This is a genomic window from Nocardia jinanensis, from assembly GCF_014645735.1.
GTDB lineage: Bacteria > Actinomycetota > Actinomycetes > Mycobacteriales > Mycobacteriaceae > Nocardia > Nocardia jinanensis.
On sequence record NZ_BMMH01000014.1, the window covers coordinates 1 to 25508 of the forward strand.

Annotated in this window: 29 protein-coding genes and 1 pseudogene; 15 read left to right on the forward strand and 15 right to left on the reverse strand. The window is 66.7% G+C overall.

The window, feature by feature from the left end; translation table 11 throughout:
• Nucleotides 1–146 precede the first annotated feature (146 nt).
• The 3 genes from IEY68_RS26305 to IEY68_RS26315 all read right to left on the reverse strand — a co-directional run bounded on the left by IEY68_RS26305 (nt 147) and on the right by IEY68_RS26315 (nt 2462).
• Nucleotides 147–371, reverse strand: a complete 225-nt coding sequence (locus IEY68_RS26305; RefSeq protein ID WP_189094506.1) for a hypothetical protein — start codon at nt 369–371, stop codon at nt 147–149.
• Between the two features lie 35 nt (nt 372–406).
• Nucleotides 407–1192 (reverse strand): HNH endonuclease family protein, encoded by a 786-nt coding sequence (locus IEY68_RS26310; protein ID WP_058855109.1) that lies wholly within the window; start codon nt 1190–1192, stop codon nt 407–409.
• Between the two features lie 592 nt (nt 1193–1784).
• Nucleotides 1785–2462, reverse strand: coding sequence for a phosphate signaling complex PhoU family protein (locus tag IEY68_RS26315; RefSeq protein WP_229719014.1), 678 nt, complete (start codon nt 2460–2462; stop codon nt 1785–1787).
• Nucleotides 2463–2569: 107 nt separating this feature from the next.
• Between IEY68_RS26315 and IEY68_RS26320 the strand changes: the two genes are divergently transcribed.
• From IEY68_RS26320 to IEY68_RS26360, 9 genes are all read left to right on the forward strand, one after another.
• Nucleotides 2570–2965: a nitroreductase/quinone reductase family protein gene (locus IEY68_RS26320; RefSeq protein WP_058855108.1), complete on the forward strand. Its 396-nt coding sequence runs from the start codon at nt 2570–2572 to the stop codon at nt 2963–2965.
• A gap of 273 nt (nt 2966–3238) precedes the next feature.
• A complete protein-coding gene (locus IEY68_RS26325; protein ID WP_058855143.1) occupies nt 3239–4120 on the forward strand; it encodes an ABC transporter permease in 882 nt (293 codons plus the stop codon).
• A complete protein-coding gene (locus tag IEY68_RS26330) occupies nt 4120–4986 on the forward strand; it encodes an MlaE family ABC transporter permease (protein WP_058855107.1) in 867 nt (288 codons plus the stop codon). Before IEY68_RS26325 ends, IEY68_RS26330 begins: the two co-directional genes overlap by 1 nt.
• Before the next feature lie 6 nt (nt 4987–4992).
• Nucleotides 4993–5985, forward strand: coding sequence for an MlaD family protein (locus IEY68_RS26335; RefSeq protein WP_058855106.1), 993 nt, complete (start codon nt 4993–4995; stop codon nt 5983–5985).
• Nucleotides 5982–6986: an MlaD family protein gene (locus tag IEY68_RS26340; protein ID WP_058855105.1), complete on the forward strand. Its 1005-nt coding sequence runs from the start codon at nt 5982–5984 to the stop codon at nt 6984–6986. The genes IEY68_RS26335 and IEY68_RS26340 overlap by 4 nt, the downstream gene beginning before the upstream one ends.
• On the forward strand, nt 6974–8032 hold the full coding sequence (locus IEY68_RS26345; RefSeq protein WP_058855104.1) for an MCE family protein: 1059 nt from the start codon (nt 6974–6976) through the stop codon (nt 8030–8032). The genes IEY68_RS26340 and IEY68_RS26345 overlap by 13 nt, the downstream gene beginning before the upstream one ends.
• The gene (locus IEY68_RS26350) at nt 8032–9132 is read left to right on the forward strand and encodes an MlaD family protein (protein WP_058855142.1); all 1101 of its coding nucleotides are present in this window, start codon (nt 8032–8034) and stop codon (nt 9130–9132) included. Before IEY68_RS26345 ends, IEY68_RS26350 begins: the two co-directional genes overlap by 1 nt.
• A complete protein-coding gene (locus tag IEY68_RS26355) occupies nt 9129–10196 on the forward strand; it encodes an MlaD family protein (RefSeq protein WP_058855103.1) in 1068 nt (355 codons plus the stop codon). Before IEY68_RS26350 ends, IEY68_RS26355 begins: the two co-directional genes overlap by 4 nt.
• Nucleotides 10193–11155, forward strand: a complete 963-nt coding sequence (locus IEY68_RS26360; RefSeq protein ID WP_058855102.1) for an MlaD family protein — start codon at nt 10193–10195, stop codon at nt 11153–11155. Before IEY68_RS26355 ends, IEY68_RS26360 begins: the two co-directional genes overlap by 4 nt.
• Nucleotides 11156–11206: 51 nt before the next feature.
• Here the strand turns inward: IEY68_RS26360 and IEY68_RS26365 are convergent, their stop codons facing one another.
• The 3 genes from IEY68_RS26365 to IEY68_RS26375 form a co-directional block, all read right to left on the reverse strand.
• Nucleotides 11207–12013 carry a hypothetical protein gene (locus IEY68_RS26365; RefSeq protein WP_062999232.1) on the reverse strand — a complete coding sequence of 269 codons (807 nt, stop codon included), beginning with the start codon at nt 12011–12013 and terminating at the stop codon, nt 11207–11209.
• An 81-nt stretch (nt 12014–12094) separates the two neighbouring features.
• Entirely contained in the window at nt 12095–12808 is a 714-nt protein-coding gene (locus tag IEY68_RS26370) for a VIT1/CCC1 transporter family protein (protein ID WP_058855100.1), read from the reverse strand.
• A gap of 68 nt (nt 12809–12876) precedes the next feature.
• On the reverse strand, nt 12877–13581 hold the full coding sequence (locus IEY68_RS26375; protein WP_058855099.1) for a metal-dependent hydrolase: 705 nt from the start codon (nt 13579–13581) through the stop codon (nt 12877–12879).
• A 511-nt stretch (nt 13582–14092) separates the two neighbouring features.
• On the opposite strand from IEY68_RS26375, the gene IEY68_RS26380 reads away from it, so the two are divergent.
• Nucleotides 14093–14632 carry an Rv3235 family protein gene (locus IEY68_RS26380; protein ID WP_156426208.1) on the forward strand — a complete coding sequence of 180 codons (540 nt, stop codon included), beginning with the start codon at nt 14093–14095 and terminating at the stop codon, nt 14630–14632.
• A 329-nt stretch (nt 14633–14961) separates the two neighbouring features.
• On the opposite strand, the gene IEY68_RS26385 is transcribed toward IEY68_RS26380, so the two are convergent.
• Complete coding sequence (locus tag IEY68_RS26385; protein ID WP_058855097.1) at nt 14962–15354, reverse strand: VOC family protein; 393 nt, start codon at nt 15352–15354, stop codon at nt 14962–14964.
• A 146-nt stretch (nt 15355–15500) separates the two neighbouring features.
• Here IEY68_RS26385 and IEY68_RS26390 point away from each other — a divergent pair, with 146 nt between their 5' ends.
• Together IEY68_RS26390 and IEY68_RS26395 are read left to right on the forward strand one after the other, a co-directional pair.
• Nucleotides 15501–16097 carry a TetR/AcrR family transcriptional regulator gene (locus IEY68_RS26390; RefSeq protein ID WP_058855096.1) on the forward strand — a complete coding sequence of 199 codons (597 nt, stop codon included), beginning with the start codon at nt 15501–15503 and terminating at the stop codon, nt 16095–16097.
• A gap of 100 nt (nt 16098–16197) precedes the next feature.
• Nucleotides 16198–17400, forward strand: coding sequence for a cytochrome P450 (locus IEY68_RS26395; RefSeq protein WP_058855095.1), 1203 nt, complete (start codon nt 16198–16200; stop codon nt 17398–17400).
• 127 nt (nt 17401–17527) lie between these two features.
• Here the strand turns inward: IEY68_RS26395 and IEY68_RS26400 are convergent, their stop codons facing one another.
• The 6 genes from IEY68_RS26400 to IEY68_RS26425 form a co-directional block, all read right to left on the reverse strand.
• Complete coding sequence (locus tag IEY68_RS26400; RefSeq protein ID WP_063916360.1) at nt 17528–18391, reverse strand: ESX secretion-associated protein EspG; 864 nt, start codon at nt 18389–18391, stop codon at nt 17528–17530.
• A complete protein-coding gene (locus IEY68_RS26405) occupies nt 18388–19653 on the reverse strand; it encodes a hypothetical protein (RefSeq protein ID WP_058855094.1) in 1266 nt (421 codons plus the stop codon). The genes IEY68_RS26400 and IEY68_RS26405 overlap by 4 nt, the downstream gene beginning before the upstream one ends.
• A 2-nt stretch (nt 19654–19655) precedes the next feature.
• Nucleotides 19656–20051 (reverse strand): hypothetical protein, encoded by a 396-nt coding sequence (locus IEY68_RS26410; RefSeq protein ID WP_058855093.1) that lies wholly within the window; start codon nt 20049–20051, stop codon nt 19656–19658.
• A 60-nt stretch (nt 20052–20111) separates the two neighbouring features.
• On the reverse strand, nt 20112–20693 hold the full coding sequence (locus IEY68_RS26415; RefSeq protein ID WP_063916359.1) for a DUF3558 domain-containing protein: 582 nt from the start codon (nt 20691–20693) through the stop codon (nt 20112–20114).
• Between the two features lie 179 nt (nt 20694–20872).
• Nucleotides 20873–21016 (reverse strand): DUF397 domain-containing protein, encoded by a 144-nt coding sequence (locus IEY68_RS26420; RefSeq protein WP_229719016.1) that lies wholly within the window; start codon nt 21014–21016, stop codon nt 20873–20875.
• Nucleotides 21017–21042: 26 nt separating this feature from the next.
• On the reverse strand, nt 21043–22092 hold the full coding sequence (locus IEY68_RS26425) for a helix-turn-helix domain-containing protein (RefSeq protein ID WP_156426207.1): 1050 nt from the start codon (nt 22090–22092) through the stop codon (nt 21043–21045).
• A 6-nt stretch (nt 22093–22098) separates the two neighbouring features.
• Between IEY68_RS26425 and IEY68_RS26430 the strand changes: the two genes are divergently transcribed.
• Both IEY68_RS26430 and IEY68_RS26435 read left to right on the forward strand, forming a co-directional pair.
• On the forward strand, nt 22099–22473 hold the full coding sequence (locus tag IEY68_RS26430) for a hypothetical protein (protein ID WP_156426206.1): 375 nt from the start codon (nt 22099–22101) through the stop codon (nt 22471–22473).
• Nucleotides 22470–23042 (forward strand): hypothetical protein, encoded by a 573-nt coding sequence (locus IEY68_RS26435; protein ID WP_058855089.1) that lies wholly within the window; start codon nt 22470–22472, stop codon nt 23040–23042. Before IEY68_RS26430 ends, IEY68_RS26435 begins: the two co-directional genes overlap by 4 nt.
• 24 nt (nt 23043–23066) lie before the next feature.
• Here the strand turns inward: IEY68_RS26435 and IEY68_RS26440 are convergent, their stop codons facing one another.
• Nucleotides 23067–23720: an AIM24 family protein gene (locus tag IEY68_RS26440; protein ID WP_058855088.1), complete on the reverse strand. Its 654-nt coding sequence runs from the start codon at nt 23718–23720 to the stop codon at nt 23067–23069.
• Between the two features lie 455 nt (nt 23721–24175).
• Between IEY68_RS26440 and IEY68_RS37350 the strand changes: the two are divergent.
• Nucleotides 24176–24619, forward strand: a pseudogene (locus tag IEY68_RS37350) (WXG100-like domain-containing protein); the annotation flags it as partial.
• A gap of 152 nt (nt 24620–24771) precedes the next feature.
• On the opposite strand, the gene IEY68_RS26445 reads toward IEY68_RS37350, so the two are convergent.
• Nucleotides 24772–25206 carry a hypothetical protein gene (locus IEY68_RS26445; protein WP_156426205.1) on the reverse strand — a complete coding sequence of 145 codons (435 nt, stop codon included), beginning with the start codon at nt 25204–25206 and terminating at the stop codon, nt 24772–24774.
• Nucleotides 25207–25508: the final 302 nt, after the last annotated feature.

Genomic DNA, 25508 nt, shown 5'->3' on the forward strand with positions numbered 1-25508 from the left:
CGTCTTCTCCGGACGGTCCATGTCAGTGGCGGGGCCCGCCCCGGTTCTGGAGCGACGTAGCGAAGGAGCGCAGCGACTGAGCGAAGGAGTGAAGAACCGGGGTTAATAGGGCCCCGCCCCGCGGCGCCGCAGGCGACGCAATAAATTCAGCATTCGAACGGGATCGTATTACCCGCGGGGTCGCGAGCCCCGATCCCCTTCGTGATCGCCTCCGCCAATTCCGCACCGGTCTTCCAGGTGCGCGGCTCATCGTCGTCCAGATTGCCTATCGTGTACCAGTCCTCGGTCTCCCGATAGCGGACGAGACCGAACCCCTCGGGATCGAGGGTGATATCGAGATCACCGGAGATCGTCCCGGTTTCCCGGGTCATCACCGCTGCCGCTTCGGGTAACTCGATGACTTCGGCTATTTGAACTCACCCCGTTCGACGCAATCGTCCACCGCGGTGCGCAGTGCGGTCTGTTCCTCTGGGTCCACGCTCAGGCCGTACTTTAGCTTGACCTGGACATAATGTGAGATATAGCCACACCGGAAGCTTCCCGGTGGCAGATAGTGCGCGGCGTCCTGATCGCCCTTGGAGCGGTTGGCCGACGGGTCGGAGGCGATGAGGTTCAGCGCGTCGTTGGCGATCCGGCGCCGGGTATCGGTATCGAGGTCTTTCGCACCTGATCGCCAGGCCTCGGCGAGCGGGACGATGTGCTCGGCGTCGACCGATTTGGCCTCGGCGATGAACTTGTACGGCTTCAGCTTTCCGGTCTTGCTGTCCATGACGCCATAGGCGTCCTGCCAGCCGCCGCCTTTGCCGATCTTCAGATCGCAGGTCTTCTGATCGAGGCTGACATCGCCGGTGGCATCGCGCAGCATCATCACCTCGCGGGTGGTGCATTTGCTGTACTGGGCGAATTCCGGGCCGAAACCGTGTTCGGCTTCGTTGTTGTCCCAGTGCGGGAACTTCTCCCGGCTGTACCCGGCCATCCCCACCTCGGTCTTCACCGGCAGGTGGTCGAGCGCGGATCGTATTTCGGCGGCCGTGCCGGCGACGGATTTCGCGGCGCCGGCCGCGGGATCGGTCGCGGTGCTACAGCCCTCCAGGAGAAGGCCGGCGGCCAAGGCGATCGCGATCAGGACGGGAACGACGAAGGCGGCGAACTTGCGGGCCGGGGCGGGCAGTGCAGACAGTAGCGAGTTCATCGCCGGACCTCCGCGGATCGATGGGCGATGGGCTCGACGCCCTGTTCGTATTCACTTGCTGTGCGCTTCAACAAAATTCCTTGCCGAGGTACCGGGATGTGCCGAGCGTCAAGCTACCGGGCGGTCAGCTAACCGAAAGCTACTGTCCGGTGTGAGATTCGGCATACCTGACCGGGAGTACCCGGTGGGCGCGCGGGGTATTCCTGTTCCGTCTGGAAAGGGCACCGCCCCCGAGTCGCCGTGCCGGCGCCGACTCGGGGGCGGGCTTGTCACGAGCGAGGGCGATGAATGCCCGGCGCGAGTCGCGGGCCGGTTGTCCGGACCGGTGACCGCGACGCACCGCGGGGCTTGATGAGGGGGAGACCCGTGGTCGTTTCCGCACCGGGTGCGCCTCGCCGTGACGTATTCGGGCCGGAACGGATCCGGCCGGTCTATGGGTATGAAGATGTAGGTGTGCGGTAGATGGCCGGTATCCCGACTCCGGGTGTACGCCGATCCGCCGTCAGGTGAAAAGCATAGGGAATTCCCATGATTGGGAGCTAATCCGCCTGAGCGGTATCGGCGCGGGTGTCCGCCCGCCCCCGGCCGGGGTTCATTCCGCGATCTCGGCGGCCTCGTCGTCGGCGCGGATCTGAGCGGTCGGCGGGATACCGGTGTCCAGGAAGTGGATCAACCGTTCGATCCGGTCGGTGTGATCCAGGGTTCGTGACAGCTTGTGGCCGACCAGCGCGAGCATGATCGCGGTTTCGGTGGGGGTTCCCGTGGTCGCCGACAGCGCGTTGTGCAGTTTCTGGTTCAGGATCTGCATGGCCGCGGCGCCGGTGTCGTCGGCGGGGGTGTGCCGGCCGCGGGTGACGGCGTACTGGGCCCGGGCGGTGCATTCGGCGGTGAGACCCGCCATCTGTGCCAGTACGCCGAGTACGGGCGCCGGAGCGATCGGGTCGGGATGGGTTTGGTACACCTGGTCGGCCACCCGGCTGAACAACCAGCCGATCCGGGACAGTTCACCGGCGATCTGGATCGCGGTCACCACATGGCGTAGATCGCGGGCGACCGGCGCCTGTAGCGCGAGCAGGACAACGGTGCGCGCCTCGCAGGCGCCGTACATCGTCTGCAGGCGTTCGTCGAGGGCGAAGACCTCGTAGGTCGCGGCGAGGTCGGCCCCGACGACGGCATCGGTGACGCGTTCGGCCGCTTCGTGGGTGATGCGGCACATCTGCGTCAGATCCGCGGTCAACGCGACGAGCTCGTTGGTGAACTGAGTTCGCACGGGGGAATTGTCACCCATGGCGTGCGCTTCGGTCGAATGATCCGACGATTCGTTCGGCCGGTCGTATTCTCGGCGCACCGTTGCCGGGCCGATGTTACCGTCGCCACATGACCGATATGCGGCGTATGAAACATCGCATTGTCACCACCATCCAGCGGTATGTGGCCAATCCGCTGAACCGGAAGCGGCCGGCGCAGCAGTTGCTGGAGACCACGGGGCGGGTCAGTGGCGTGCCCCGGGTTGTGCCGGTCGGTGGCCGGCGGGCCGGGAACGAGTTCTGGTTCGTGTCCGAGTTCGGGGACCGCTCGGATTATGTGCGCAATATTCGCGCGGACGGCCGGGTCCGGGTGCGATTGCGCGGTGAATGGTATTCGGGGACCGCGCATCCGCTCCCCGAGGACGACGCGGTGCGCAGGCTGGCTTCGCTACCGCGTGGCAACAGTGCCGCGGTGCGTGTGATGGGCACCGACCTGCTGACGATTCGCGTCGACCTGGATGACTGAAACGGTCCGGAGTTATTCGTGCGGACCGCACTGATCAATCAGGTGAAACATGTTCTAATTCGTCCGGGTTGTTCCGGTGCCGACTCGCACGATTTCCAAAAATTGATGTACGGCGTCCAAATGTCGTGGTCACTGTCACACCGTCGCGGATTTGTCCGTCACCTCGAGTAACGATTAGCTTCCTCTCCGTTGGCATCGATGCCGGACCGGAGAGATCACACGCATGAAAATCGCAACAATCCGTCCCGCGAGAGCGGTACCTGGATCTCGGCCATGAACTCCGAGCGCCACAGCGCGGCGATCGATTCCGTGGAGAATTCCGCCGAACTCGCGCGAAATCCGTCCGCGCGGGAAATCGTCCAGCGGAATTTCTCGGGCACGGTTGTCTCTTCGCTGCGCACTTTCGGCCGCGCGGTCGGGATCGCCCAGGAATCGGTCAGCGGCGCGGCGTCGGATCTGATGCGCAACCGGTTCCAGTGGCAGGAGATGCTGGTCCAGGCATGGCGGCTGGTCACGGTCACCGCCTTTCCCGCGATCCTGATGGCGATCCCGTTCGGGGTGATCGTCTCGGTGCAGGTCGGCAATCTCATCCATAATCTCGGAGCCGATTCGCTGCTCGGTGCCACCGGCGGTCTCGGCGTCATCAAACAGGGCGCGCCCATGGCCACCGGCTTCCTGCTCGGCGGCGCGGGCGCGGCCGCCATCGCCGCCGACCTCGGCGCCCGCACCATCCGCGAGGAAATCGACGCGCTGCACACCATGGGCATCAGCCCGGTGCACCGGCTGGTGATCCCGCGGATGGTGGCCATGCTGCTGGTCGCGCCACTGCTCAATATTCTGGTGATCTTCGTCGGCGTCATCGCCGGATATCTGGTCGCGATCGGCGGGCAGGGCGTCACACCCGGTTCCTATTGGGCGACCTTCGGTTCCTTCACCACCGCCGCCGACGTATGGGTATCGCTGCTCAAGGCACTCATCTTCGGATTCCTGGTGGTGATCATCGCCTGCCAGCGTGGCCTGGAGGCCAAGGGCGGACCGCGCGGTGTCGCCGACGCGGTGAACGCCGCCGTGGTGCTGTCGGTGGTATCGATCGTGATCGTCAATCTGGCGATGACCCAGGTGACCGCTATGTTCCTGCCCACCAGGCTGGCGTGATGGCCGCGACCTCGTACGTCCCGAGGGGACTCGGGTTCCTCGCGCGCTACTTCCGGCGCGGGAGCCGCGTCCTGGGCGCGGTGGACTCGCTGGGCTTCGTGTTGGTGTTCTGCTGGCAGGTGTTGTCCTCGATACCGCTGGCCCTGCGCCGGTACCGCGCCGAGACCCTGCGCGTCATCACCGATATGACCTGGGGTCGCGGTTCGATAATCGTCGGCGGTGGCACCGTGCCCATGATGATCGTGATGGGCCTGGTGATCGGCGCGTCGATCGGCGTGGAATCCTTCGCCACTCTCGACATGCTGGGGATGGGCCCGGTCACCGGTATCGTCTCCGCCTTCGCGACCACCCGGGAACTGGCCCCCATCGCCGCGGCGGTGGGTTTCGCCGCACAGGCGGGCTGCCGGATCACCGCGGAGATCGGATCCATGCGCATCTCCGAGGAGATCGACGCCATCGAGGCGCTGGGATTGCGGTCGGTGCCGTTCGTGGTGACCACCCGTGTCGTCGCCGGGGCGATCGCCATTGTGCCGACCTTCCTGATCGCGCTGATCGGCTCGTATTTCGCCTGCCGTGGGCTGATCACGCTGGTCCACGGCCAGTCCGCCGGTGTCTACGACCACTACTTCTTCCAGTTCATCGCGGGGTTCGACATCATCGCGGCCACGGTGAAGGTCGCTGTTTTCGGCACCGTGGTGATCTGCGTGCACAGCTACTACGGCTTCTTCGCCACCGGTGGACCCGAAGGTGTCGGTATCGCCTCGGGCCGCGCCGTCCGCGCCAGTTTCGTCGCCATCATCGCCATCGATATGGTGCTGACCCTCGTGCTGTGGGGATTCGACGCGGCGATCAGCTTCACGGGATAGGGACAGATGCCGAAGTACGGAATGCCCGGGGTCGCCGCCGATCCGCGCAGTGCGCGGCGGGTCGGTGTGGTTGTGATCGCGGCGCTGGTGGTGCTCACCTTGGCCGGTTACGGGTACCGGGAACTGACCTCGGACGACGGATTGCGCATCGCGTTGCGGACCGAACAGATCGGTGACGGTGTCGTGGCTGGCACGCTGGTGCGGATCGACGGGGTCCAGGTCGGTGCGGTCACCGATATCGCGCCCGCCGGGCGGGGCACCCAGGAGATCGCCCTGACCCTGGACCGGAACCGGCTGCACGGGATCGACGACAGCATGCTGGTCGACTACGCGCCCGCCAACCTGTTCGGTATCAGCGAGATCGAACTGCGGCCGGGTGCCGGCGGTACGCCGCTGGAATCCGGTGCGGTGGTCGATCTGACCGGCGGCCGTGCTGCCGACGTGTACGACGCGACCATGGGCGCGCTGCTGCGTTCCCTTTCACAGACCGGCGATACGGTGTTCACACCCGATATGGCCATGGTGATCTCGCAGGCCGCCGCCGATGTGAAGGCATTCACCCCGCTGGCCGAGGCGCTGATCACCGCGGGCCGGGTGATCGCCGACCACCAGTCGATGCCCGCGAACGAACTCGTCGGGCGATTGGGTCCGGCGTTCGAGGGCGGCGGGCAGTTCGCCGGCGCCACCATCGAGGTGCTCGACCAGATCGTCGATATCGACGTGCTGCGCACCGATCGCGCCGACTACGACGCGGGCGTGAAGGCGCTCACCGGCGATATCCTGCCGACCCTGGCCGCCACCGCGCACAGTGCCGGGCAGTTGTCCGGGTACACCGATTCGCTCGCGCCCACGTTGAATCTGCTGGCGCTGGCCGTTCCCGACCCGCAGCAGTCCGCCGCCGACCTGCGCGCCCTGCTCACCCGGCTCGGCCTCGCCTTCGAGGAGGGCCCCGACGGCCCGGTGCTCGATATGGATGTGGAACTGGGAGGCGCGCGATGACCGCACGGCGCGCCGCGTGGCGGCTGGCTCTGTTCGCGGGAGTGATGGCCCTGGTGCTCGCCTTGGTGATCGGCGCCATCGAACGACCCGTCGACGGCGAGACCGAAGCCCATCACGCCCTGTTCACCGACGCCAACGGCCTGAAGACCGGTGACGATGTGCGGATGTTCGGGGTCCAGGTCGGCAAGGTCGAGGCCGTGACGCTGGAGGGCGACAAGGCGAAGGTCCGGCTGACCGTCACCACCGACACCCCGGTCTACGACAACAGCACGCTGGCCATCCGGTATCAGAACCTCACCGGCCAGCGGTATATCGACCTGCAACAGCCGCCGAACGCCGGTATCCGGCTCGCCGGCGAGGCGACCATAGGACCGGAGCAGACCATCCCGTCCTTCGATGTGACGAGCTTGTTCAACGGTCTGCAGCCGGTACTGGCGACTCTGTCCCCGGAGGCCGTCAACCAACTGACCGAGAGCCTGCTGGCGGTGATCGAGGGCGACGGCGCCGGTATCGGTCCCGCCCTGGACGCGATCGGCACGCTCAGTGCGTATGTGGGCGATCGGCAGCAGGTGATCGGCACTCTGGTCCGGAACATGTCCGACCTGTCCGAGCGAGTGGGCGGCCGGCTGTACCACCTGGTGCCGCTACTGGCTCGGCTCACCGATATTTTCCAGGCGTTGCAACGCAATGTCGGCGGGCTGGCCGATTTCGCGATGAGTGCGCCCTCGGTGCTCGAACCGGTGGATCGGCTGCTGGCGGCGGCGGGCCTGAGCCCGCAGGCGGGTCCCGATATCGACGCCATGATCCGAGATCTGTTCCCCGATCCGCGGCAGGCCGTGGAGGTCTTCGGCCGCCTGCCCGGACTGCTGGTCGCGGTGGACACCTCGTTCCCCCGCGCGACGACGGGATTCCGGCCGGAGTGCAGTAAGGGCACGGCCGAGGTACCCGCCCCGGTGCGCGTGCTGATCGGCGGTCAGCAGGTGGCGATATGCAACGGGTGAACCTCACGAAGTGGACGGCGGCGCTGGGCCGCTGGTTCGACCGCGACCAGCCGATCACCGACGAACCGACGAAACTGCGCAAACAGTTGCGGCTGGGCGTTATCGGAGTGTGCGCGGTGGCCGCGCTGGCGGTCGCGGTCGGAGCGTTGTACGTGGTGCCGCTGGGTAAGCGGACCTATACCGCTGAGCTCAGCGAAGCGCAGTCGGTCAAACCCGGTGACGACGTCCGCCTGGCCGGGGTCCCGGTGGGCGAGGTGAAGTCACTGGAACTGAGACCGGATCGGGTGACCATGAGCTTCACCGTCGACCGCGATGTCTTCGTCGGCGACCGCAGCTCCCTCGATATCCGGATGCTGACCCTGGTCGGCGGCCACTACGTGGCACTGTTCCCGGCGGGTGGCGAGGAATTGGGCGACGAGCCGATCCCCGCCGACCGGGTCCGGCTGCCCTACAGCCTGATGGAGACCTTCCAGGACGCCACCACACCGCTGCGCGAAACCGACGGCGACACCCTGCGCCGCAACCTCGCCGCGCTGGACACCTCCATCGATGCCGCACCGGAATCGCTGCGCAGCGTGCTGGATACGGTCGGCAGCTACCTGGACGCCATCGAACGCCAGCGCACCCAGGTATCCAACGCCATCGCCACCGCCGACGAGTACGTCACCATGTACGACGGCGCGAAAACCGATCTGGGCCGGTTGATGGACAACGTCAACCTGATGGAGACGGTGCTGCTGGACAAACGGGCCGAACTGAAGCAGGCCCTGGCGCTGCTGAGTTCGGTCGTGCAGCGGGTGAGTGCGCTGGCACCGGCCTGGGACAGCACCCTGCGGCCCAAGGTCCGCCAACTCGCCGACGCGCTGCCGCGACTCCAGGAATACGGCAGCCGGCTGGAGCCGATGATCGTGTCGGCGCAGAGCCTGGGCACGAAACTGCGCGAGCTCGCCGGGCCGGACGGCGGGGTGCGCATCGACCGGTCGGGCACCACGGTGACCGCTCCCGGCGCGATCGTCTGTGTCCCGCTTCCCGGGAAGGCGTGCTGATGCTGAGGCGGATTCTCGGGTCACCGGGGCTCATGTCGATCGCCGGGGCGGCGATGCTGGTACTGGTCGTGGCCGCGGCGTATGTGATCGCGTTCGAACCGCTGAAGCAGACCCGCGCGTACTGCGCGATCATGCCGGACAGTATCGGTCTCTACCAGGGCAATCAGGTGTCGATGCGAGGTATCTCCGTCGGTTCGGTCACCGGTATCGCCCCGGCGGGAGCGAAGGTGCGTGTGGATTTCGAGGTCGACGCCGACCATCCGCTCTACGCCGATTCCGGCGCCACCACGGTCTCCGATACCGTGGTCGCCGACCGGGAACTCGCGGTGCTGTCGAGCGGGAAGTCCACCGAGGAATGGGATCCGGGGCAGTGCGTGACCAAAACCCTCACGCCGAAGAGCCTCACCCAGACCGTCACCGCTCTGGCGGAGCTGTCCGATCAGATCGGCGGCACCGAGGACCGGCCGAACGCGCTGGCCGGTGGCCTGGACGTACTCGACGCGGCCTCGGCCGGTACCGGCCCTCAGATCAATCACCTGATCGATCAGCTGGGCCGTGTCCTGGAATCACCGGATGCCGATATCGCCCATCTCGCCGGGATCTTCGACGCCTACGCGTCGGTGTCCAACAAGGTGGCCGAGCACTGGGGTGATCTGAAGCTGATGCTGACCCGGCTGGCACCGACCCTGAACCAGGCGCACAGCGAACTGCTCACCCCCGGCATCACACTGTTCGACGGGCTGAGCGAGATCCTGCCGGTGCTCAACGAACTCACCGTCATCCTGTCCGATCCGCTGATGGTGATATTGGACGACTTGGTGCCGACGGTGAAGTTGCTGCGCGCGAACGTGGGGTCGCTGACCGACATTGTGCGCACTACTCCGGTACTGGTCTCGGCATTCCGGACGGTCACCGATCCGGCGACCGGGACGCCCGGACTCACTTACGCCCCGCCCCGGGTGGCGATCCCGCAGGCGAACGCCGAGCAGGTGTGCGCGGCGGTGAACGCGGTCTCGCCCGGCCGCTGCGCGGGTGCGGCCGACGGCATGGTCGATCTGGATCTGATGCAGTTGGTGCTGGGATCGGTGGGTGCTCGATGACCGCGCGGATCACAGTGGACCTCGCCCGGTTACGGCGCGGGCTGGCCGCCTGGGGACTGGCGGCGGCCCTGGGGATCTCGGGCTGCGCGTTCGACCCGTCCGATATACCGGTGCCGGGGGCGATGGTCGCCGGGGACAGTTACCGGTTGCGGATCGAGTTCACCAATGTGCTGAACCTGCCGGCGCGGGCGAAGGTGATCGCCAACGGCGCCCAGGTCGGCAATGTGGACACGGTAGAAGTCGTGCCCGGCGATACCGAGAACCCCGGATATGTGGTCGTCGATATCGAGGTGCAGGATTCGGTCGAGTTACCGGCGAGCACCATCGCCGAACTCCGGCAGAACACGGTCCTCGGCGATATCCATATCGCGCTGAGCACCCCGCCCGACGGATACGGCACACTGCTGCGTCCGGGCGACACCATCACCCGCGACCACACCCGGCCGCCGGTGCAGCTCGAGGACACCATGGCCGCGATCGCGTTCTTCGTGAACAGCGGGTCGGTGGGGCAGTTGCAGGACATCGTCGACCGCGTCAACTCGGTACTGCCCCAGGATCCGGCGGAGACGAAGCGGATCGCGCAGGTCCTGGCGACCGATACGGTCGATCTGGCGGCGCATCTGGACCAGGTGGACCTGCTGCTCCACGGTGTCGCGTCGAATGCCGAGGTGATGCACGGCATCCAGGACGAACTGGACAATATCCTGCGACCCGAATCGGTTCAGCAGATGAACGCCGCCACCGAATCCATCGCCGGGGTCACCGAGATCTTCAGCGGGCTGGGTCCGGTCGGGCAATCGCTGTCCTGGCTGGCACCGCTGGCGCAATCCGGCGGCGCGGCCGCGGCGGCGTTCGTCCCGCTGGCGACCGGCGGTCCACTCGACCTGCGACAGCCCTCGAATCTGAACTTGCTCGTCGCGTTGTTGCGGGACAAGGTCATTCCGTTCGTGGAGAACGGGCCCCGGGTGAACATCCGATCGGTGCGTGCCGGAGATCCACTGTCCACCGACGATCAGGTGAGCCGGATCATCGAAACCCTGCGGATGATCGGAGCCGTGCGATGAAGATCGGTCCACTGGCGTCACTGGGCGGTATCGCGGCCATCAGCGTGCTCGGCGCGAGCTATCTGACCTTCGGTGTGGTGCGCGCGGACCCGTTCGCCGATTACCTGAACGCCTCCCTGGTCCTCGACGATTCCGGCGGCCTCGGGGTCGGGTCACCGGTCCTGCTCACCGGTATCGAGGTCGGCCGGGTGACCTCGGTGGACCGCGCCGCCGACGGGGTGGAGGTCGGTTTCCGGGTCGACGATTCGCCTCGTCTGTCCACCGACAGTGTGGTCACCGTCGAGCATCTGTCCGCATTGGGGGAGCCCTACATTCAATTCGCCCCCAAGACCGGGGCCGGTCCGTATCTGCGGGACGGGCAGCGGCTGGAATCGGAGGATATCCACAGTCCGCTGTCCATCCCGGAGGCCGCGCGGATGGTCACCCGGACCATGAACCAGCTCGATCCGGCCACGATGGGGTCGCTGGTCCGCACGCTGCGCGACGCCCTGCACGGCACCGATGCGGCACTACCCGAACTCACCCGCGCCGCGGATCTGCTCGCGGCGACGATCATGTCCCGGGAACCGCGTATCGCCGAACTGCTCGACAATTTCGAGACCGCCGCCGCCGACAGCGACTGGTCGGGCCCGGCCACCGCGGCCGCGGCCACCGAGTTCACCCGATTCGCCGAAGTACTCGACGATTTCACCGAGGCGGTGGGCAGGTTCACCGGCGCCGAGGGGTCGCCGGAGATGTACCTCGGCGACGGGGGTCTGGTGCCGCTGCTGCAACGCCTGCGTGAGTTCCTCGACGAGGCCGGGCCCGAACTGGCCGCCCTGCAACCGGGCCTCGCGCCCCTCACCGACGCGCTGAACGCCTCCGCGCCGCAACTCGATATCGGCAGCCTGATCGGTCAGGCGTTGCAGAGCACCAGCGACGATTCGGTACGGCTGCGGGTCGGGGTGGAGGTGAAATAGCTGTATATTTTGGCGGCGCCTTCGGCGCCGCGGGGCGGGGATTCCTCCTGTTCAGGGCCGATCCGTTGGGTCGGTATCCGCACGGTCGAGGATGGCCTGGGCCTGGTTGTCGACATCGCCCAGGGCCGAGATCAGATCCAGCGCACCCAATTCGAACGGTGTCTCCTCGGCCATCTGCCGGAGTTCGGCCAGGACGGCGTCGATATCGTCCTCCGGCGGCGGGCGACGTCTCGGGTCCGGCGCTTCGGTGGGCTGCCAGGCGATGGCCTGCTGCCACCAAGGGTCACCGGTGGCCCAGGCCCAGATGGTCTTGCGCACCAGTGTCGAATCGTCGGTGTAGAGCTGGAAGAACGCGTCGAGATCGCGATGCTCCATTTCGAATATCTCCTCCGGCAGTCGGCGCGCGCGGATATGGCACATGGGGGCGCGGATCACCTTCAGGGCCGGGTCACGTGGGTCCGGGGGAGTTTCCAGGATCTCGTCGAGAATGCTCTCGGTGAGATAGGGGAGCCGGAAATCACCCGTGGTCACGGGGACCCGAGCGGCGCCGCGCGGATTGTAGAAGCGGCGGGTGGCGACATCCAGCACGGCCAGGTCGCGGTCCGCGGTGAGGGCCAGCAACGCGCGCAGACAGTCGAAACGATCGTCGACAGTGGCCTCCAGTAGTGCCCCGCGGGCATCGGGGCGCCGGTACACCCGCAATCCGGTACCGGAGCGGTGGATCAAGGTGCACACGACCCCGACCGGCTGCGCCGGTGGAGTCGGCTCGGGCGCACCGGCCAGGGACTGGTAACGCTCATATGCCTGCGCGGCCGATTCGATCCCGGCCGCGGGCAATACGGCGAAAAGAGAACTCACCCGCCAAGTACAACAAAATATGCGACTCGGCGCTGGTTCACTTAGCAAGAATGTCGCTCCGGCAACAGAATTCGTGGCAGATCAGATACCGGCGACGTCCGCGAACTGTCCGATCCCGTAGGTGACCGCCATCGCCAGCGCACCGCCGATCACCACCCGGGCCACCGCCCGTGCCCGGCTGCTGCCACCCAGCCGGGCACTGATCGAACCGGTGAGCGCCAAGGCGAGCAGGACCGCGACCATGGTGACCGGGATCCGCGCCGGCGTCGGCGGCAGCAGGATCGCCAGCAGCGGCAGCAGCGCGCCGACGGCGAAGGAGATCGCCGAGGACAGGGCGGCATGCCACGGGTTGGTCAGTTCATCGGGATTCAGGCCCAGCTCGGCCTCGGCGTGGGCGGCGAACGCGTCGAAGGCGGTGAGCTCCTCGGCCACCTTCCGCGCGGTTTCCGCGGACAGGCCCTTGGCGTGGTAGATCGCGGTGAGTTCGTCGAGTTCGTCGTCCGGATCCTGCTCGAGCTCCCGAATCTCCTGCGCGAGCAGCGCTTTCTCCGTATCCCGCTGGGTACTCACCGAGACGTACTCACCGACCGCCATGGAGATGGCACCCGCGCTGATTCCCGCGATCCCCGCCGTGAGGATGGTGTCGGTGTCCGACGAGGCGGCCGCGACCCCGACGACGAGTCCCGCGGTCGACACGATCCCGTCGTTGGCACCCAGCACCCCGGCCCGCAGCCAATTGAGCTTCGCCGCCAACCCGGTCTGCGGAAGGTACCTATCCTCCGCCGCCTCGGTCATAGCCGCACACTATGCGAATAATCGCAGGTGAGGACATGCTCGCCGATCGCGTGTTGCTCCCGCATGTTCTAGTTGGGCACCGCGTAGACGTACAGCAACCCGACCGTGACCAGACCCATCAACGGTGTCAGCACCCAGGTCTCCACCTTGTTCCCCGTCCGGGAGATGATCGGGAGCGTCAGCTTGGGCTTCAGCGGCCACAGCAGCGGGCAGCCGCGGTCGGTGAGACAGTCGCCGACGATATGGATGAGCGCGCCCAGGCCGATCGCGAACGGTAGCCAGTAGGGCGAGTCCGGTAGCCAGCGGTCCATCAGAACGGTGCCCGCGCCGGCCAGCAGAACGCACAGGCCGTAGGCGCGCAGCGAGTCGCCTTTCGGCGTCAGGTGCAGCGCCCGCACCCCGAAGGCCAGCATCACGAAAACCACACCCAGGGTGAAGTACCGGCCCAGGTGGTGCACGCCTGCCCAGGTCGCCCACCCGGCGAGTAGGACGAACAGCAAGCCGTGCGTCCCTTTGCGGTGCCCACCGGACACCGCCGAAACCCCTTTCGCGAGAGTATTGCTCACCGGCCCGAGCGACTGCGCGATAGTGCTGTTGGGGTGGTCGATATCGGGGAGCAGCGCGGCTCCCGCCGTGATGAACGCTCCCAGGACGAGTTCCAGTGCGCTGATCTCCACCGGCCCCTGGACGAACTCCAGCACGGCGGGCGGGACGATGGTGGCGGCGGTGACGAACGCGAGTGCGCCGCTGGTGGCGTGGGAATGGCCGAGCACTAACTCTCCCGGTATCTGAAAAGCGAACGAACGGTAACGGTCAAAGTTAGCAATCGATCCCGACAGGTCGTATTCCGTCGGGCAGCGCGCACGACTCGCCGAGAGTCGGGTCCTACCGAGACACGCCGTGCCGACCAATGATCCATTGAAAGATCCGGTGATCATCTGTACTGCCGCGCGCCGAGGTGCGATGCTGGCCCGGTCGGAACGTCGTGGGGGCGATCCGTTCATCGAGGGGGGCTTCGATATGGCTGATTTCCGACCGGTTCTCCACCGGGCACCGGCGTACGAACCGCCGGTGCTCCGGTCGTGTGCGCGAAGCTGTGTGGCCGCGCGGGATACGCGCGGCCGCCGGGACGGTCCCGCACCGGACCACGAACGACTCCATGCGATCACCGCCGCCACGGTCCCTCCGCCACCGAACCACGAGAAGCCGATCTACGCGTCGGCTCGGAGGGAATCGTCGACAACGCCCGCCACCGGCCGTACCTCGGGAGAGGGTGGTACGGCGGTGCGGATCAGAGTCGGCGAGGCCGGTGAGCCGCAGGGAACGGATCCGGTCGGCGTCGGTGACCCGGAGGGCAGCGATTCTGACCGGGAGTCGTCCACCTCCGCGTCGGTCTGTGCGACACGCCTGGACCGGAAAACGCTCCGGCGCAACCACAGTGCTCCGGCGGGAGTCCGGCGTGCCCAGCGTGCCGGGCACGCCGGCGTCCGGCGTCCGGAGCCCGCCGGTGCCAGGGCTTTCGCTACGACCGCGGTCCGGATCCTGCTGGAGGTACTGGACCGCCGGCGCCCGGTCGCGCAGCTGAACGCCCTGTGCACACCCGGCCTGGTCTTCGCGGTCGGCTCCCTGGTGGCAGGTGATCACGCTCCCAGCCGGACGCTCGGATCGGCCGTGCTCGGTACTGTGCGGTTGTTCCAGGTCGAGGAGCAGGCGGCGGAGATGATGGCCACATACCAGCGGGGTCCTCGGCGTCTCGTGGTCGCCGGACGTATCGAACGCGGCACCGCGACCCCCTGGAAGATGACCGCGCTGCGCGTCATATGACCACCCGTGTTCTCCCCAACCCCGTGACCTGCGGCTCGGTCGCAGCACGGCGCGGTGGATCGGCTACTCGGTACTGTCGACCCCGCGCGCAGACATCATGACGTGCTGGGTTTTCGTGGAGGAGGGCGCTGTGCGCGAGGAGCCGGTGCAGATGGATCCGGAGACATCACGACGTCATGGTCGAGGCGGGCGGATTCGTGCGGATCGGGCGAACGCGGGACCCGGGCCGCGGAGATCGCCGACACGAACTCGGCGCGCCCCGGTGAACTCGGCCGATTCCTGTCCGCTCGCGCCGCCTGCGAAGCTGCTCACAGGCGCGGCCGGCGGGTTCAGGGACGGTGGGCGCGGATGTCGACCGGGCGACCGTCGGGATCGTTGGCTGTCATCGTCCACTGAGTGGGGAGCGTTTCGATCGGCCCCGCCGGTAACCCCGCGCCCATGATCCGCTCGCGTACTTCGCACAGCTGGGCGTAGGTCGCCAGCCGCAGACCCCAGCCCGCTCGCCCGAGTGGGTCGAGGTCGGTGGACGGTCCGGTGGTGGTCTCGACGATCGCGAGGTGGTCGGCGCCGCCGACATCGAGGACCGCGATGCGCGGGTCGGTGGCGGATGCGGGTCGCTCGAAGGACAGTCGTGCCCCGAGTACTCCGGTGTAGTACGCCACGAGCTGGTCCAAGTCTGTCGTGGCCAGCGTCAGATGGTTGATCCCGAGGAGTTCCGGCATGGTGATCCGAGCGTAGAGCCCTGCCCCGGCCCGCGTCCAGGGTGTCTTCTGCCGAGGCGGTGTGCGGGGGCGTTGCTGGGCGCCCGCTTTGTCCGATCCGGTGTGCCTTACGCTGCACTTCCAAATGGCAGGTGAGCGGAGGATGCATGGTCAGCGGGAACGAGCCGGTGGGTCGGCGGCGGGATGCGTCGGCCACGCGGGCCGCGATTCTGGCGGCGGCGCAGGAATTGTTCGCCGAACGCGGGTACGAACGCGCCACCGTGCGCGATATCGCCACACGGGCGGGGGTGAACCAGGCGCTGCTGTTCCGGTATTTCGGCAACAAGGACGAGCTGTTCCGGGCGACGATGACCGATCGCGGGCGCTCGGTGCTCGATGCCGGACCCGTCGACGCGCTGCTGTCCAGGTTGCTGGAACGCGCGTTGGAGCCCGATGAGGCTGTCTCACCGGGCAATTGGCTGCAGGCCGCGTTGCGGTCCAGTGGGCACGAAGAAGGTGCGTCGGTGATCCGCCGGGAACTGGGGGAAGAGTACATGCGGGCACTGTCGACGCTCACCGACGGTGCCGACGGGGAGTTGCGCGCGGATCTGCTGCTGGCCTGGTTGCTGGGGATCGGGCTGGTCCGTTCCGTGCTGCATCGGGAACCGCTGCGCAGTGCGGATCCGGCGGAGGTCGCCGGGCATGTGCTGCGGGCCGCGGGGGTGTTGCTGGAACGCAACGACGCGAAATTCCCTCCGGCGTAACGCTGTTACGTCGTTGACTCCGCATCGCGGGGACCCTTACCCTGGCTAAGTAAGCACTCGCTTACAGGCGGAGCCGCCGGCGTCGGGAAAGGGAGACCGTATGACCGTGAACACTGAGGTACGTCACTATCCCTTCGGCGAACCGGTTCGCCTCGATATGGATCCGCTCTTCACGAAACTGCGCCGCGAAGAGCCCGTCTGCCGGGTCGAACTGCCCTACGGCGGTGAAGGCTGGCTGGTCACCCGCTACGAGGACGTCAAACTGGTCCTCGCGGACCCCCGGTTCAGCCGGGCGGCCACCGTCGGCCGGGAGGATCTGCCGCGCGCCACTCCCGCACCGGCCCGCGCCGATTCGCTGCTGAGCATGGACCCTCCGGAGCACAGTCGGTTGCGGAAACTGGTGGCGAAGGCGTTCACCAGCCGCCGGGTGGCCGAACTGCGCCCGCGCACCCGCGAGATCGTGGACGAGAAGCTCACCGCACTCGAACGCGCCGGTGCGCCCGCCGATCTGGTGGAGGGTTTCGCGCTGCCGCTGCCGGTCACCGTGATCTGCGAGATGCTCGGTGTGCCCCCGCGTGACCAGCACCGCTTCCGCGATTTCTCCGACGCGATCCTGTCGACCACGGCCTACACCCGGGAGCAGATCGAGAGCGCCCGCGATGCGCTGGAGACCTACCTCGCCGAGGTCGTCGCCGAGCGCCGGCAGCGCCCCACCGACGACCTGCTCGGCGCACTGGTGGCCGCCCGCGACGAGGAGGACCGTCTCAGCGAACGCGAACTGGTCAATCTCGGTGTCGGATTGCTCATCGCCGGCCACGAGACGACCGCCAACCAGATCGCCAACTTCACCTATTCGCTGCTCACGCAGCGCGAGTACTGGGAGTTGCTGCGCGCGGAGCCCGAGCTGATCCCGGGCGCGGTCGAGGAACTACTGCGCTTCGTGCAGCTCGGCGCCGGTGCGGGACAGCCCCGGGTGGCCACCGAGGATGTGGTGCTCAGCGGTGTCACCGTGCGGGCGGGGGATTCGGTTTTCGTGAACACCCAGGCCGCCAACCGCGACGAAGCCGTGTTCTCCGACCCCGAATCTCTCGATCTCACCCGGCAGCGCAACCCGCATGTGGCATTCGGCTACGGCGCACACCACTGCCTGGGAGCCCAGCTGGCGCGGGTCGAACTCCAGGTCGCGCTGGAAGCGCTGCTGGAACGGTTCCCGTCGCTGCGTCTGGCGACCCCGCTCGACGAGATCCCGTGGAAGTCCGGGCTGCTGGTGCGCGGTCCGAAAGAGCTTCTCGTGCAGTGGTGAACGCGCTCAGAACAACTGCCCGGCAGCGAACCCGGCGAGATGATCATGTCGTGACAGGGGGAGTATGTCCCCACCGTCCCCCGCGCGCGACCGGTGTGAAGTCCCGATGTTTCGCCGACGAGCCGGGTCAGGTCGGTCGGCCGCGTGAACTACGTTCCTGGTAGTAGCGGTCGTCCGCGTCCAAATCATCTCGGGCGTGGTCGCGGCGTGTGCCGGGACGGGAGCTCGCGGCCGGGCGAACGGTCACGACGGCTTGCTGAAGTCGCCGCGTGATCTCCTCCGGTGCACCCGGGGTGAGGGTGAATTCCTCTTTCGTGTGGTTGATCAGCAGGTAGCGGCCGTCCTGCGGCAGGTAGTCCATCCAGTGGAACCCGTGCGGGTTACCGGTGAGCCGGGAGTCGATCGCCGGGCCCGCGAACACTCCGATCTCGCCGATACCGGAACGCGGGCGCCGGATTATCCGGTTGATCTCCTCGGTCCGTGAGATCCGGGTGGGATGGCGGGCGTACTCGACCTTCCCGATATCGGCGCGCGCACCGTGGACGGTGGCGTACCCCCCGGCCGCGCAGCGCGGCAGGTACGACACGATCTCGGCGGCCAGCTGCTGGGCAGGCAGCGTGTGCAGTAGGACGTCCCCGCCGTAATCTTTCGTCGGGCCCGGGGCTTGGGCGGCGAGCGTGGCGGATTGCCCGGTCACACCCGCGTGCATGCGCACGACCCGTTCGAATCCGCGGTCGTAGATTCCGTGTACTTCGATCCGCACCTGCGGTTCCAGCAGGGTCTCCAGGGTGCGGAACAATCGTTCGTCGGCCAGCTCCGCCAGCCGTCGCGCCGCCGCCAGCCGCACCTGCTCGTACTCGTCGAACGTCGGCGGTGTCTCGGTGGGGCCGAGAGGCAGTACGCGGATCGGGTAGGGCAGACGATCCCGGCCGAACGCCCGGACCGCCTGCGAGAACATCTCCCCGTCCAGGCGCCACTGTGGCTCGCTCACCCGCCGATCACTCCCCCCGGCGGCAGCGCCGGCGGCTGGGTGCCGAGCAGTTCACTGCCCCGGTCGTACACCAGATAGTCGGGAATCTTGTGTTCGTCGTCCTCGTCACCCTTGTTACCGCGCGCTCCCGGCGACATCATGCCCGGCATACCGCTTCGCCCGGCCCGATTGGACGCGCTGGTCGAAGCCGCGGACGGGGTCCCGGTGGTGGACTTCGGCGCACCCTGCACCGTCTGGCCGGGCACGAAGGGGGTGGTGGTCTGCGGTGTGCCGGAAGGGGTTCCGGACGGCATGCCCGACGGGCTCCCCGGTGTGGTCGTGGTCGGAGTTCCGGTGGTGAGCGCCGGGCTGGTCGGGGTTTCCGGTGTGGTCGACTGCGGAGTCGTACTCTGTGGCTCGGTGGCCTGCGGATCCTCCTGCTCGGTCCGACCCGGATCCTCGGTGCCGTCCTCGGTTCGCGTGCCGTCGTCGGTGGTGGTGCCCTGCGGCTGCGTGGTCTGCCCGGGTGGTTGCCCACCATTCGGCTGTACCGGCTGCTGGGGTGGGTTGCTGCCGTCGTCGACGGTTTTCTTCGGCTCGGGCAGCATCGGGGTCTTGCTGTCCACATCGGTGGCGCCGGGTTCGTAGTAGGTGGTCATCACCCAGCGGGCGGTTTCCTGGGCTTCGTCGGCCCGGTACTGGGGGCTTTTGAAGGTGTCGCTGAACGGCAGGTTGTTGATGACCTTGTCGCCGAGGGTTACGGAGTCGGGTTCGCCGACAGATGCCTTGGCCTGGGCGAGATGGCCTTCCATCAGGTCGAGGCCGTGGGCGACCATCTGGAAACTCGCGGCGAGGGAGGTGAAAGAGGTGCTGAACTCGCGGACGCCGTTCACGGCTGCAGTGCCGGACTGGCCGTTCCAGCCGGCTTCCAGGTCGGCGTTGACGCCGTCGAGGAATTCCTTACTTGCGTTGCGAGCCTTGTCTGTCAAGTTGCGCCAGGCGGTGGCGAAATCGTTGATCATGGCGGAGTTGACACCATCGAGACCATCCCAGATCTGTTGATGTGTCATCGCGGCGAAGCCATCCTTCTCCAGGATGGCGGGCGGTGCGAACTGGCCACCGAATTCGCTGACCAGGCCTGACCATTCGCCGCCGAAGGCCGTCCGGTCCTGATTCCAACTCGTGTTCTGATCCTCGGCGTGATGGGTGTCGTCGGTCTTGTTCTTCGATGCCTCCTCCGAGCCGTTGAGAATCGGATCGAGCCACTGAGACAAATTGACCATGACTAGACTCCTGCGTTGCCCAGCGCGTTGGAAGTGGATGAGTCGGTTTCCTGAACTCGCCCTGCGGACAGTTCGAAGGTCTCCCTCATCAAGATGACAATGTCGATCGCGGTCTTCAGACGGTTGGAAGCGGAATCGGAGTCCTGTACAGCTTTGGCCGCGAATTTGGCCTGCAGGGCCACGGCGGACCTCAGCGTTCCGAAGCCGGTGAGCGCGGCCAGGTTGCCTGATGAATTGAGCATGCCTTCCAGCTCATCTATGAAGGTGTCGCAGCGTGCAGTCAGCTTGTCGACGATCGACGCATCCATCCGTAGTTCACCGTTTTCGGCCTGAGTTTTCAACCCCTGCCACTGCTGCAGCATCGCCACCTGCGTGGTGTCCTGCTCTTGCTGCGCCATGGTGTCTTCCCCCGTTGATGAGATCCCGGTGAAGCCGGACCTGTTGAATCGTCCAGCATGCTAGTTGGGCAGATACGGTTCCAGCTTCTCTGCATGCTGTATCACCAGCGCACACGGCGGAGACTCCGGCATCGAGTTGCGCTGGCTGTACTGCCAGTCGACATTGATAAAGAGCGAGCCACCTTCCATCGGGAGGCTCACGTAGCATGCGCGGATCGGCTGCTCGCCATTGTCGGGATAGAAACTCAACCCGGCACGGTCGTTGATCTTCTGCGGCTTGACGTCCGTGACCTCGGTGTTGTCGTACCACTCATCCTGGGTGAGTGCGGTCGAGCCGATGCCCACGTGATAAGGCCCGTCGACCGAATCCCAGGAACAGACCCGAAACAGTGCACGATCACCGGGCGCGTCGATTGTATCGATCTTCTGCGAAGGATCTGCTCCGGTGGCTCGCAAGGCCTCTTCCGGCAGCTGCGAGCACGGGTTCCACTCGACAGATGCCTCACCGCTGTTTGTCGACTGCCCCTCCACCTCGGGTTCCCCACCGACGGTGCTTGCGCACCCAGCTACCAGCAACGCGGCCGACACGGCAAGCGCGGCGTGAACCGCGATCCCTGCCCAGTACTTTTTCGCGGTAAGCATTCCCCTCCTGCCACGACGTGTGAACGTTCCACACGGACCCGAATTCACCATACCGGGTAACTTGCCGACTCGATACCGCGTACCTGGTGGGTGAGCGGCCCATGGCGACCGTCTATCTGCGCCGCCGCGGCTACCTACCTGACGAGATCTCGACCTGCGCGATCGACCCTGCCCCGCAGTTATCTGCGGTCTCGAGGCCGGTACTCGGTCAAGACCAGTGCGGGCCCCGGCGAGCACTTCGGGGCCCTGACTCCGACATTCCCCGCGTCGAGCCAGGCGACTTCGACGCATTCTCGTGCCGCGTAGCTGCGTGATGATTTCAACCAGTGGGCGTGAGTCGGATCGAACGTTATGACGTGTATCTCCTTGCTATTTGTCGCAGCAGGTCTCGTGATCGCTGTTCGTCCAGAGTTGCGTGCCGGAGTGTCTCGTGAATCTCACGGTATATCCTCAGGTCCGCTGCACTCTCGAAAAACATCGATCCAGTAGTTGTTTCGGTGTAGACGACGGGCGGCTCGTCCCGGAACTCCCGACTGCGCTCGGGGAAATCGAGGATGATGTAGGGAAGAACCGGGTTCCATTTTCCTGGAAAGCCTGCTGCGAACGGGAGTATTCGCACGGAAACGTTGGAGAGCGTGCTCATATCGGCCATATGCCGCAGCTGGGCACTCATTACCGACGCCGACCCCGCCCGCGTGTGCAGAGCGCTCTCATGCACTAAGAACTCTGCTGACGCAGGACTGTTTCTCCGAGTAAGGATGGCTGCTCGGCGTATACGCAGCGCGATACGGCGTTCGAGGTCTTCTTGCGTATCCTCCGAGAAGAATGGTCCTTCCACAGCTCTCGTGTATTCGAGCGATTGTAGGAGGCCGGGGATGATCGAAGGCTGGAAGGTACTCAGGTGAGATGCCACTGATTCGAGCCTTAGATAGGTGGTGAACCCGCCTCTGAACAAGCGGCGGGTTTCGTTCCACCAGGACTTGGTCGCCGCTTGCTGCGCCAGCTCTTTCAGATCCTCGATGTGCGTGTCATCGAGCTCATACAGCCTCCCGAACCCCTCCACATCCCGCAGTTTGACCTTCTCGTTGTGCCCCTTCTCGAGCCGGATGAGGGCGGTTTTGCTCATCTCCATCTCTCGCGCTGCCTGTTCGAGGGTGAACCCCACCCCCTCTCGCGCCTCCCGTAGTGCACGGCCCAGATGCCGTCGCGGCAGTGTCGAGCCGGGTCGATCGCTTCTCTCCATAGAGCTCCCCTTCCCCAGGTCGGTCCGCAACGGCCCAGGTGAAGGTCCGTTTCGGACGATGCCGCTCGGTCGACCGGACTGTGGTCTGTGTGTACGGACAAGCTGAATTGTGCTGTCTCGCTGAGCCGTACGGACGCGGCGTGCGGGCAGCAACATAACCACATGGCCGAGCAACACGGAAGCCCGCTGACCAGGGCGATACGACAGGTTCGAGACTCGAGGTCCGGGGTGGACGACGCCGCGCACCCGCACGCGTTTTCCGGGTCGCGAACTGCGCCCGTTGGTCGCTCGGCGACGAGCGGCGCGTCCCGGGCCGCGCGTAGTACCGAGATCGGTGGATGGCGAGCGCTGTGGCGGCTCGACCGGCACTGCGTCCGAATCATCGAGGTGCGCGACGAATCCGGTAGCCGGGTGTCGGTGGCGGGGTCGCCGGACCTGGCGGAGATGCGGGAGAGATGGCCGGATCTGACGCCGCTGTGGGACGCCGTCCGGCACGATCTCTGGACATCCGTCGCGACCGCGGCCGGCCGCGGATGATCGCGATCCATTATCCCGATCCCGAGTCCGTCGACGAGATCACCGCCCGTTATCTGCTGTCACTGCCGACGACGCTGATGCCGATGCTGTACGGGTTCCGTTTCGACGGCCGGGTCATCGACGCCGACTGTGCTGCCGTCGACCTCACCGGCGAACGCAGCGAATACGAGTCCAATCCGATCCATCTGCGGGCGGCCGACCTGCGCAACATACTCGGGCCGGGGATGTTCGGTTTCGGGCTGGTGTTCGTCGTATTCGCCGATCAGCTCGCCGACCGGCCGGAGAACCGGCACATCCCCGAACAGGTCCGCGCGGCGGCCGAGCAGTTGCCCGGCGAAAGCGACCTGATCGTGGCCGCGATCATCGATGCGACCGGTCGGCAGTGGTGGGCCGTGGTCGGGCGGTACCTGACCGAACTGGAACCGGTGCGAATCCACCTCCCCGCGACTCCACCGAACCAGTGGCGTATCACCCCGGCGCTGGATGTATCCCTGTGGACCGCCGCGCTCGCCCTGGACGAGGCGAATCACCCGCACTTGTTGCGATTGCGGACCGCGTCGAGACCGTGAACGGCGGGCCGGATATCCAGCGGGTCAGGCTTCGCTGGGCTGGACTATGACGAAACCTTCACCGTCGAGCCGGAGCTGGTACACCTCACCGGAACCCCCGCGCACCATCGAACCGAACGTTTGCGACCGGTTCAGCGAGGTCTGCAGGTTCGCGCTCCAGCCGACCACGGCGTCGGTATCGACGAAAACCGGGGCCTGCGGGTGCACCGGAATGATGATCGGTGTCCCGGCGCAGACCAGCCCCAGCCGCCCCTGTCCGGAAAAGACACAGTTGAACAGTCCGCCACCGGCCATGCCGACGCCCTGGACCATGCGGATGTCGTAGTGCAGGCTCGAATCGAACACCAGGACATTGCTGCCGTTGAGGGTGAGCGCATCACCCTGGACCAGGTCGACGATGAAACAGTTGCGGTCGAAATGCGCGAACCAGGCCTCGCCCTGACCGCGCACGGTCATCAGTGGCACGCCTTCGCCGGTGAGGGCGCGCTGCAGGAACTTCCCGACGCCCTGCCCCTTCTTCTCGAAGCGCAGGTCACCCCGGAAGGCGACCATGGAGCCCTGCCGGGCGAGGCATTCGCCGTTCACGGCGTATTTCAGGGATTTCGCGCTCTGCGCGGTCAAGCCCGGAGCTGTCGCGGGCTGGGCCGTGTTCTCGGCGGCGAACAATTCACTCTGCACGGTGAGTTCCTCTCGTATCGGGCGCCGGATCCGCTTCCTGCGCGGCCGGGTCGCTGCTCACCATCGGGCACCCCCGAGCTCCTCGTTCGATTCGGTCCGGGCAGGTATCGCGTGGCACCGCGTGGACAGTGGCCAGCATATTGGACAACTCCCGCGGCCCGGCTCGGTTCGTATCGCCCACAGGGCAGGATCGGCACCGGCGCTCATGGCATGCCCCTGTTGTTCGCGGGTCGGGCAGCCCGCCGCGACCGATGGCACAATCTGGCTCGGCTCGACCGATGCGGAAATTTTCCGGATCGGGGGAACCGGGTGGCGTTCGGCGACGTCGGATATGGGTGATGGATCTGTTGTCGAGGCTGAGGGGTGGGACGATGCGCCGCTCGAGGGTCGGGTCGGAAAGCGGTGGCCGCCACCCCGTGCCGGGAGCGTCGTTCACCTCGGCGGGAGTGCACTGAATGGGTATCGAGATCCCGGGATCGCTGCAGTGGGTGGCGAAATATGTGGTGGGAGCCGGTGATTGGCCGGACGGCGATGAGACGGCGATGCGCCGGGTCGAGTCGGCATGGACGCAGCTCGCCACCGACCTGAGAGACCTGGACGCCGATGCCAACTATGCGATCGACCAGGTGCTGGCATCGATCGAAGGCGACACCGCACAGGCGATCTCGGACAGATGGACCCAGCTGGGGCACGGTCAGGGCGCGTTCGACGGTCTGATCGCCCATATCGAAACCCTCGCCGACGAGATCGGCGACGGCGCGGCCGATATCGAACAGACCAAACTGGTGATCCTGGCGAGCCTGGCGATCTTCGCGGTCGAAATGGCTGTGGCGCTGGCTGCCGCGTCCACCGGGATCGGCGCCCCGGCGGCTGCGGCGGAGGCGGCGGCCGCGCAGGTGGCGACACGGATCGCCATTCGCACGGCGATAAAGCAGCTGGTGCAGCGGATCCTGTCGAAGGCCGCGTTGAAAGCGGCCGCCCGGGCCGCGGTGCGTGGGGCCTGGGAAGCGGCGCTGGAGGAGACAGCGCTCGATCTGGGCACCAAGGCCCTTCAGGTGGCGACCGGACGCCGCGACGAGATCACGACCGAGGATCTGACGGACGCGGGCAAGGCCGCGCTGACCGCCGCGGCCAGCGGCGCCGTCACGGGCGCGATGGGGCCCGACGGGTTGACCAGTCGGAATGTCCCCGGCGGTCCGGAAGGCGGGAACCCGCTGGCGAACGCCGCCAAAGACGCGGGCAAGGAGACGGTGGCGAGTGTCGCGGGGGAGGTGGCCGGTGAGGCCACCGACGCGGCGCTCAACGACCGCGAATTCAGCTGGGAGAACGCGCTCTCACCGGAGAACCTGTCCTCGGCCGCGGCGGGCGGGTTGCAGCGCGGTGGGGAAACGCTGGGGGAGAGCGACTCCGGCGACGGACCCGGCAGCACCGGAGACGACAACGACAGCAGCGGTGACGAGAACACGCCGAACGAGTCGCCGGACACCGGCGACCAGCAGAGCGGCGATAACGACGCACCCGACCCGGGCCGTGAACAGGACCCAGGCGACCAGGGCACTCCAGACCAGTCGCAGAACCAGAGCCAACAGCCGACCCAGCCGGCGGGTACGAATCCGCCATCGACTCCGGACACCTCCACGCAGACACCGGCATCGGCGTCGGGTCAGCAGCCACCCGGACAACCCGCGGAGACCGGTTCGCAGCCCACCGGCCAGGACAGTCCGTCCGCGGAGACCCCCAGCTCTCAGCAGAACTCGCCGTCTACCGAAACGCCTGATTCACAGCGAC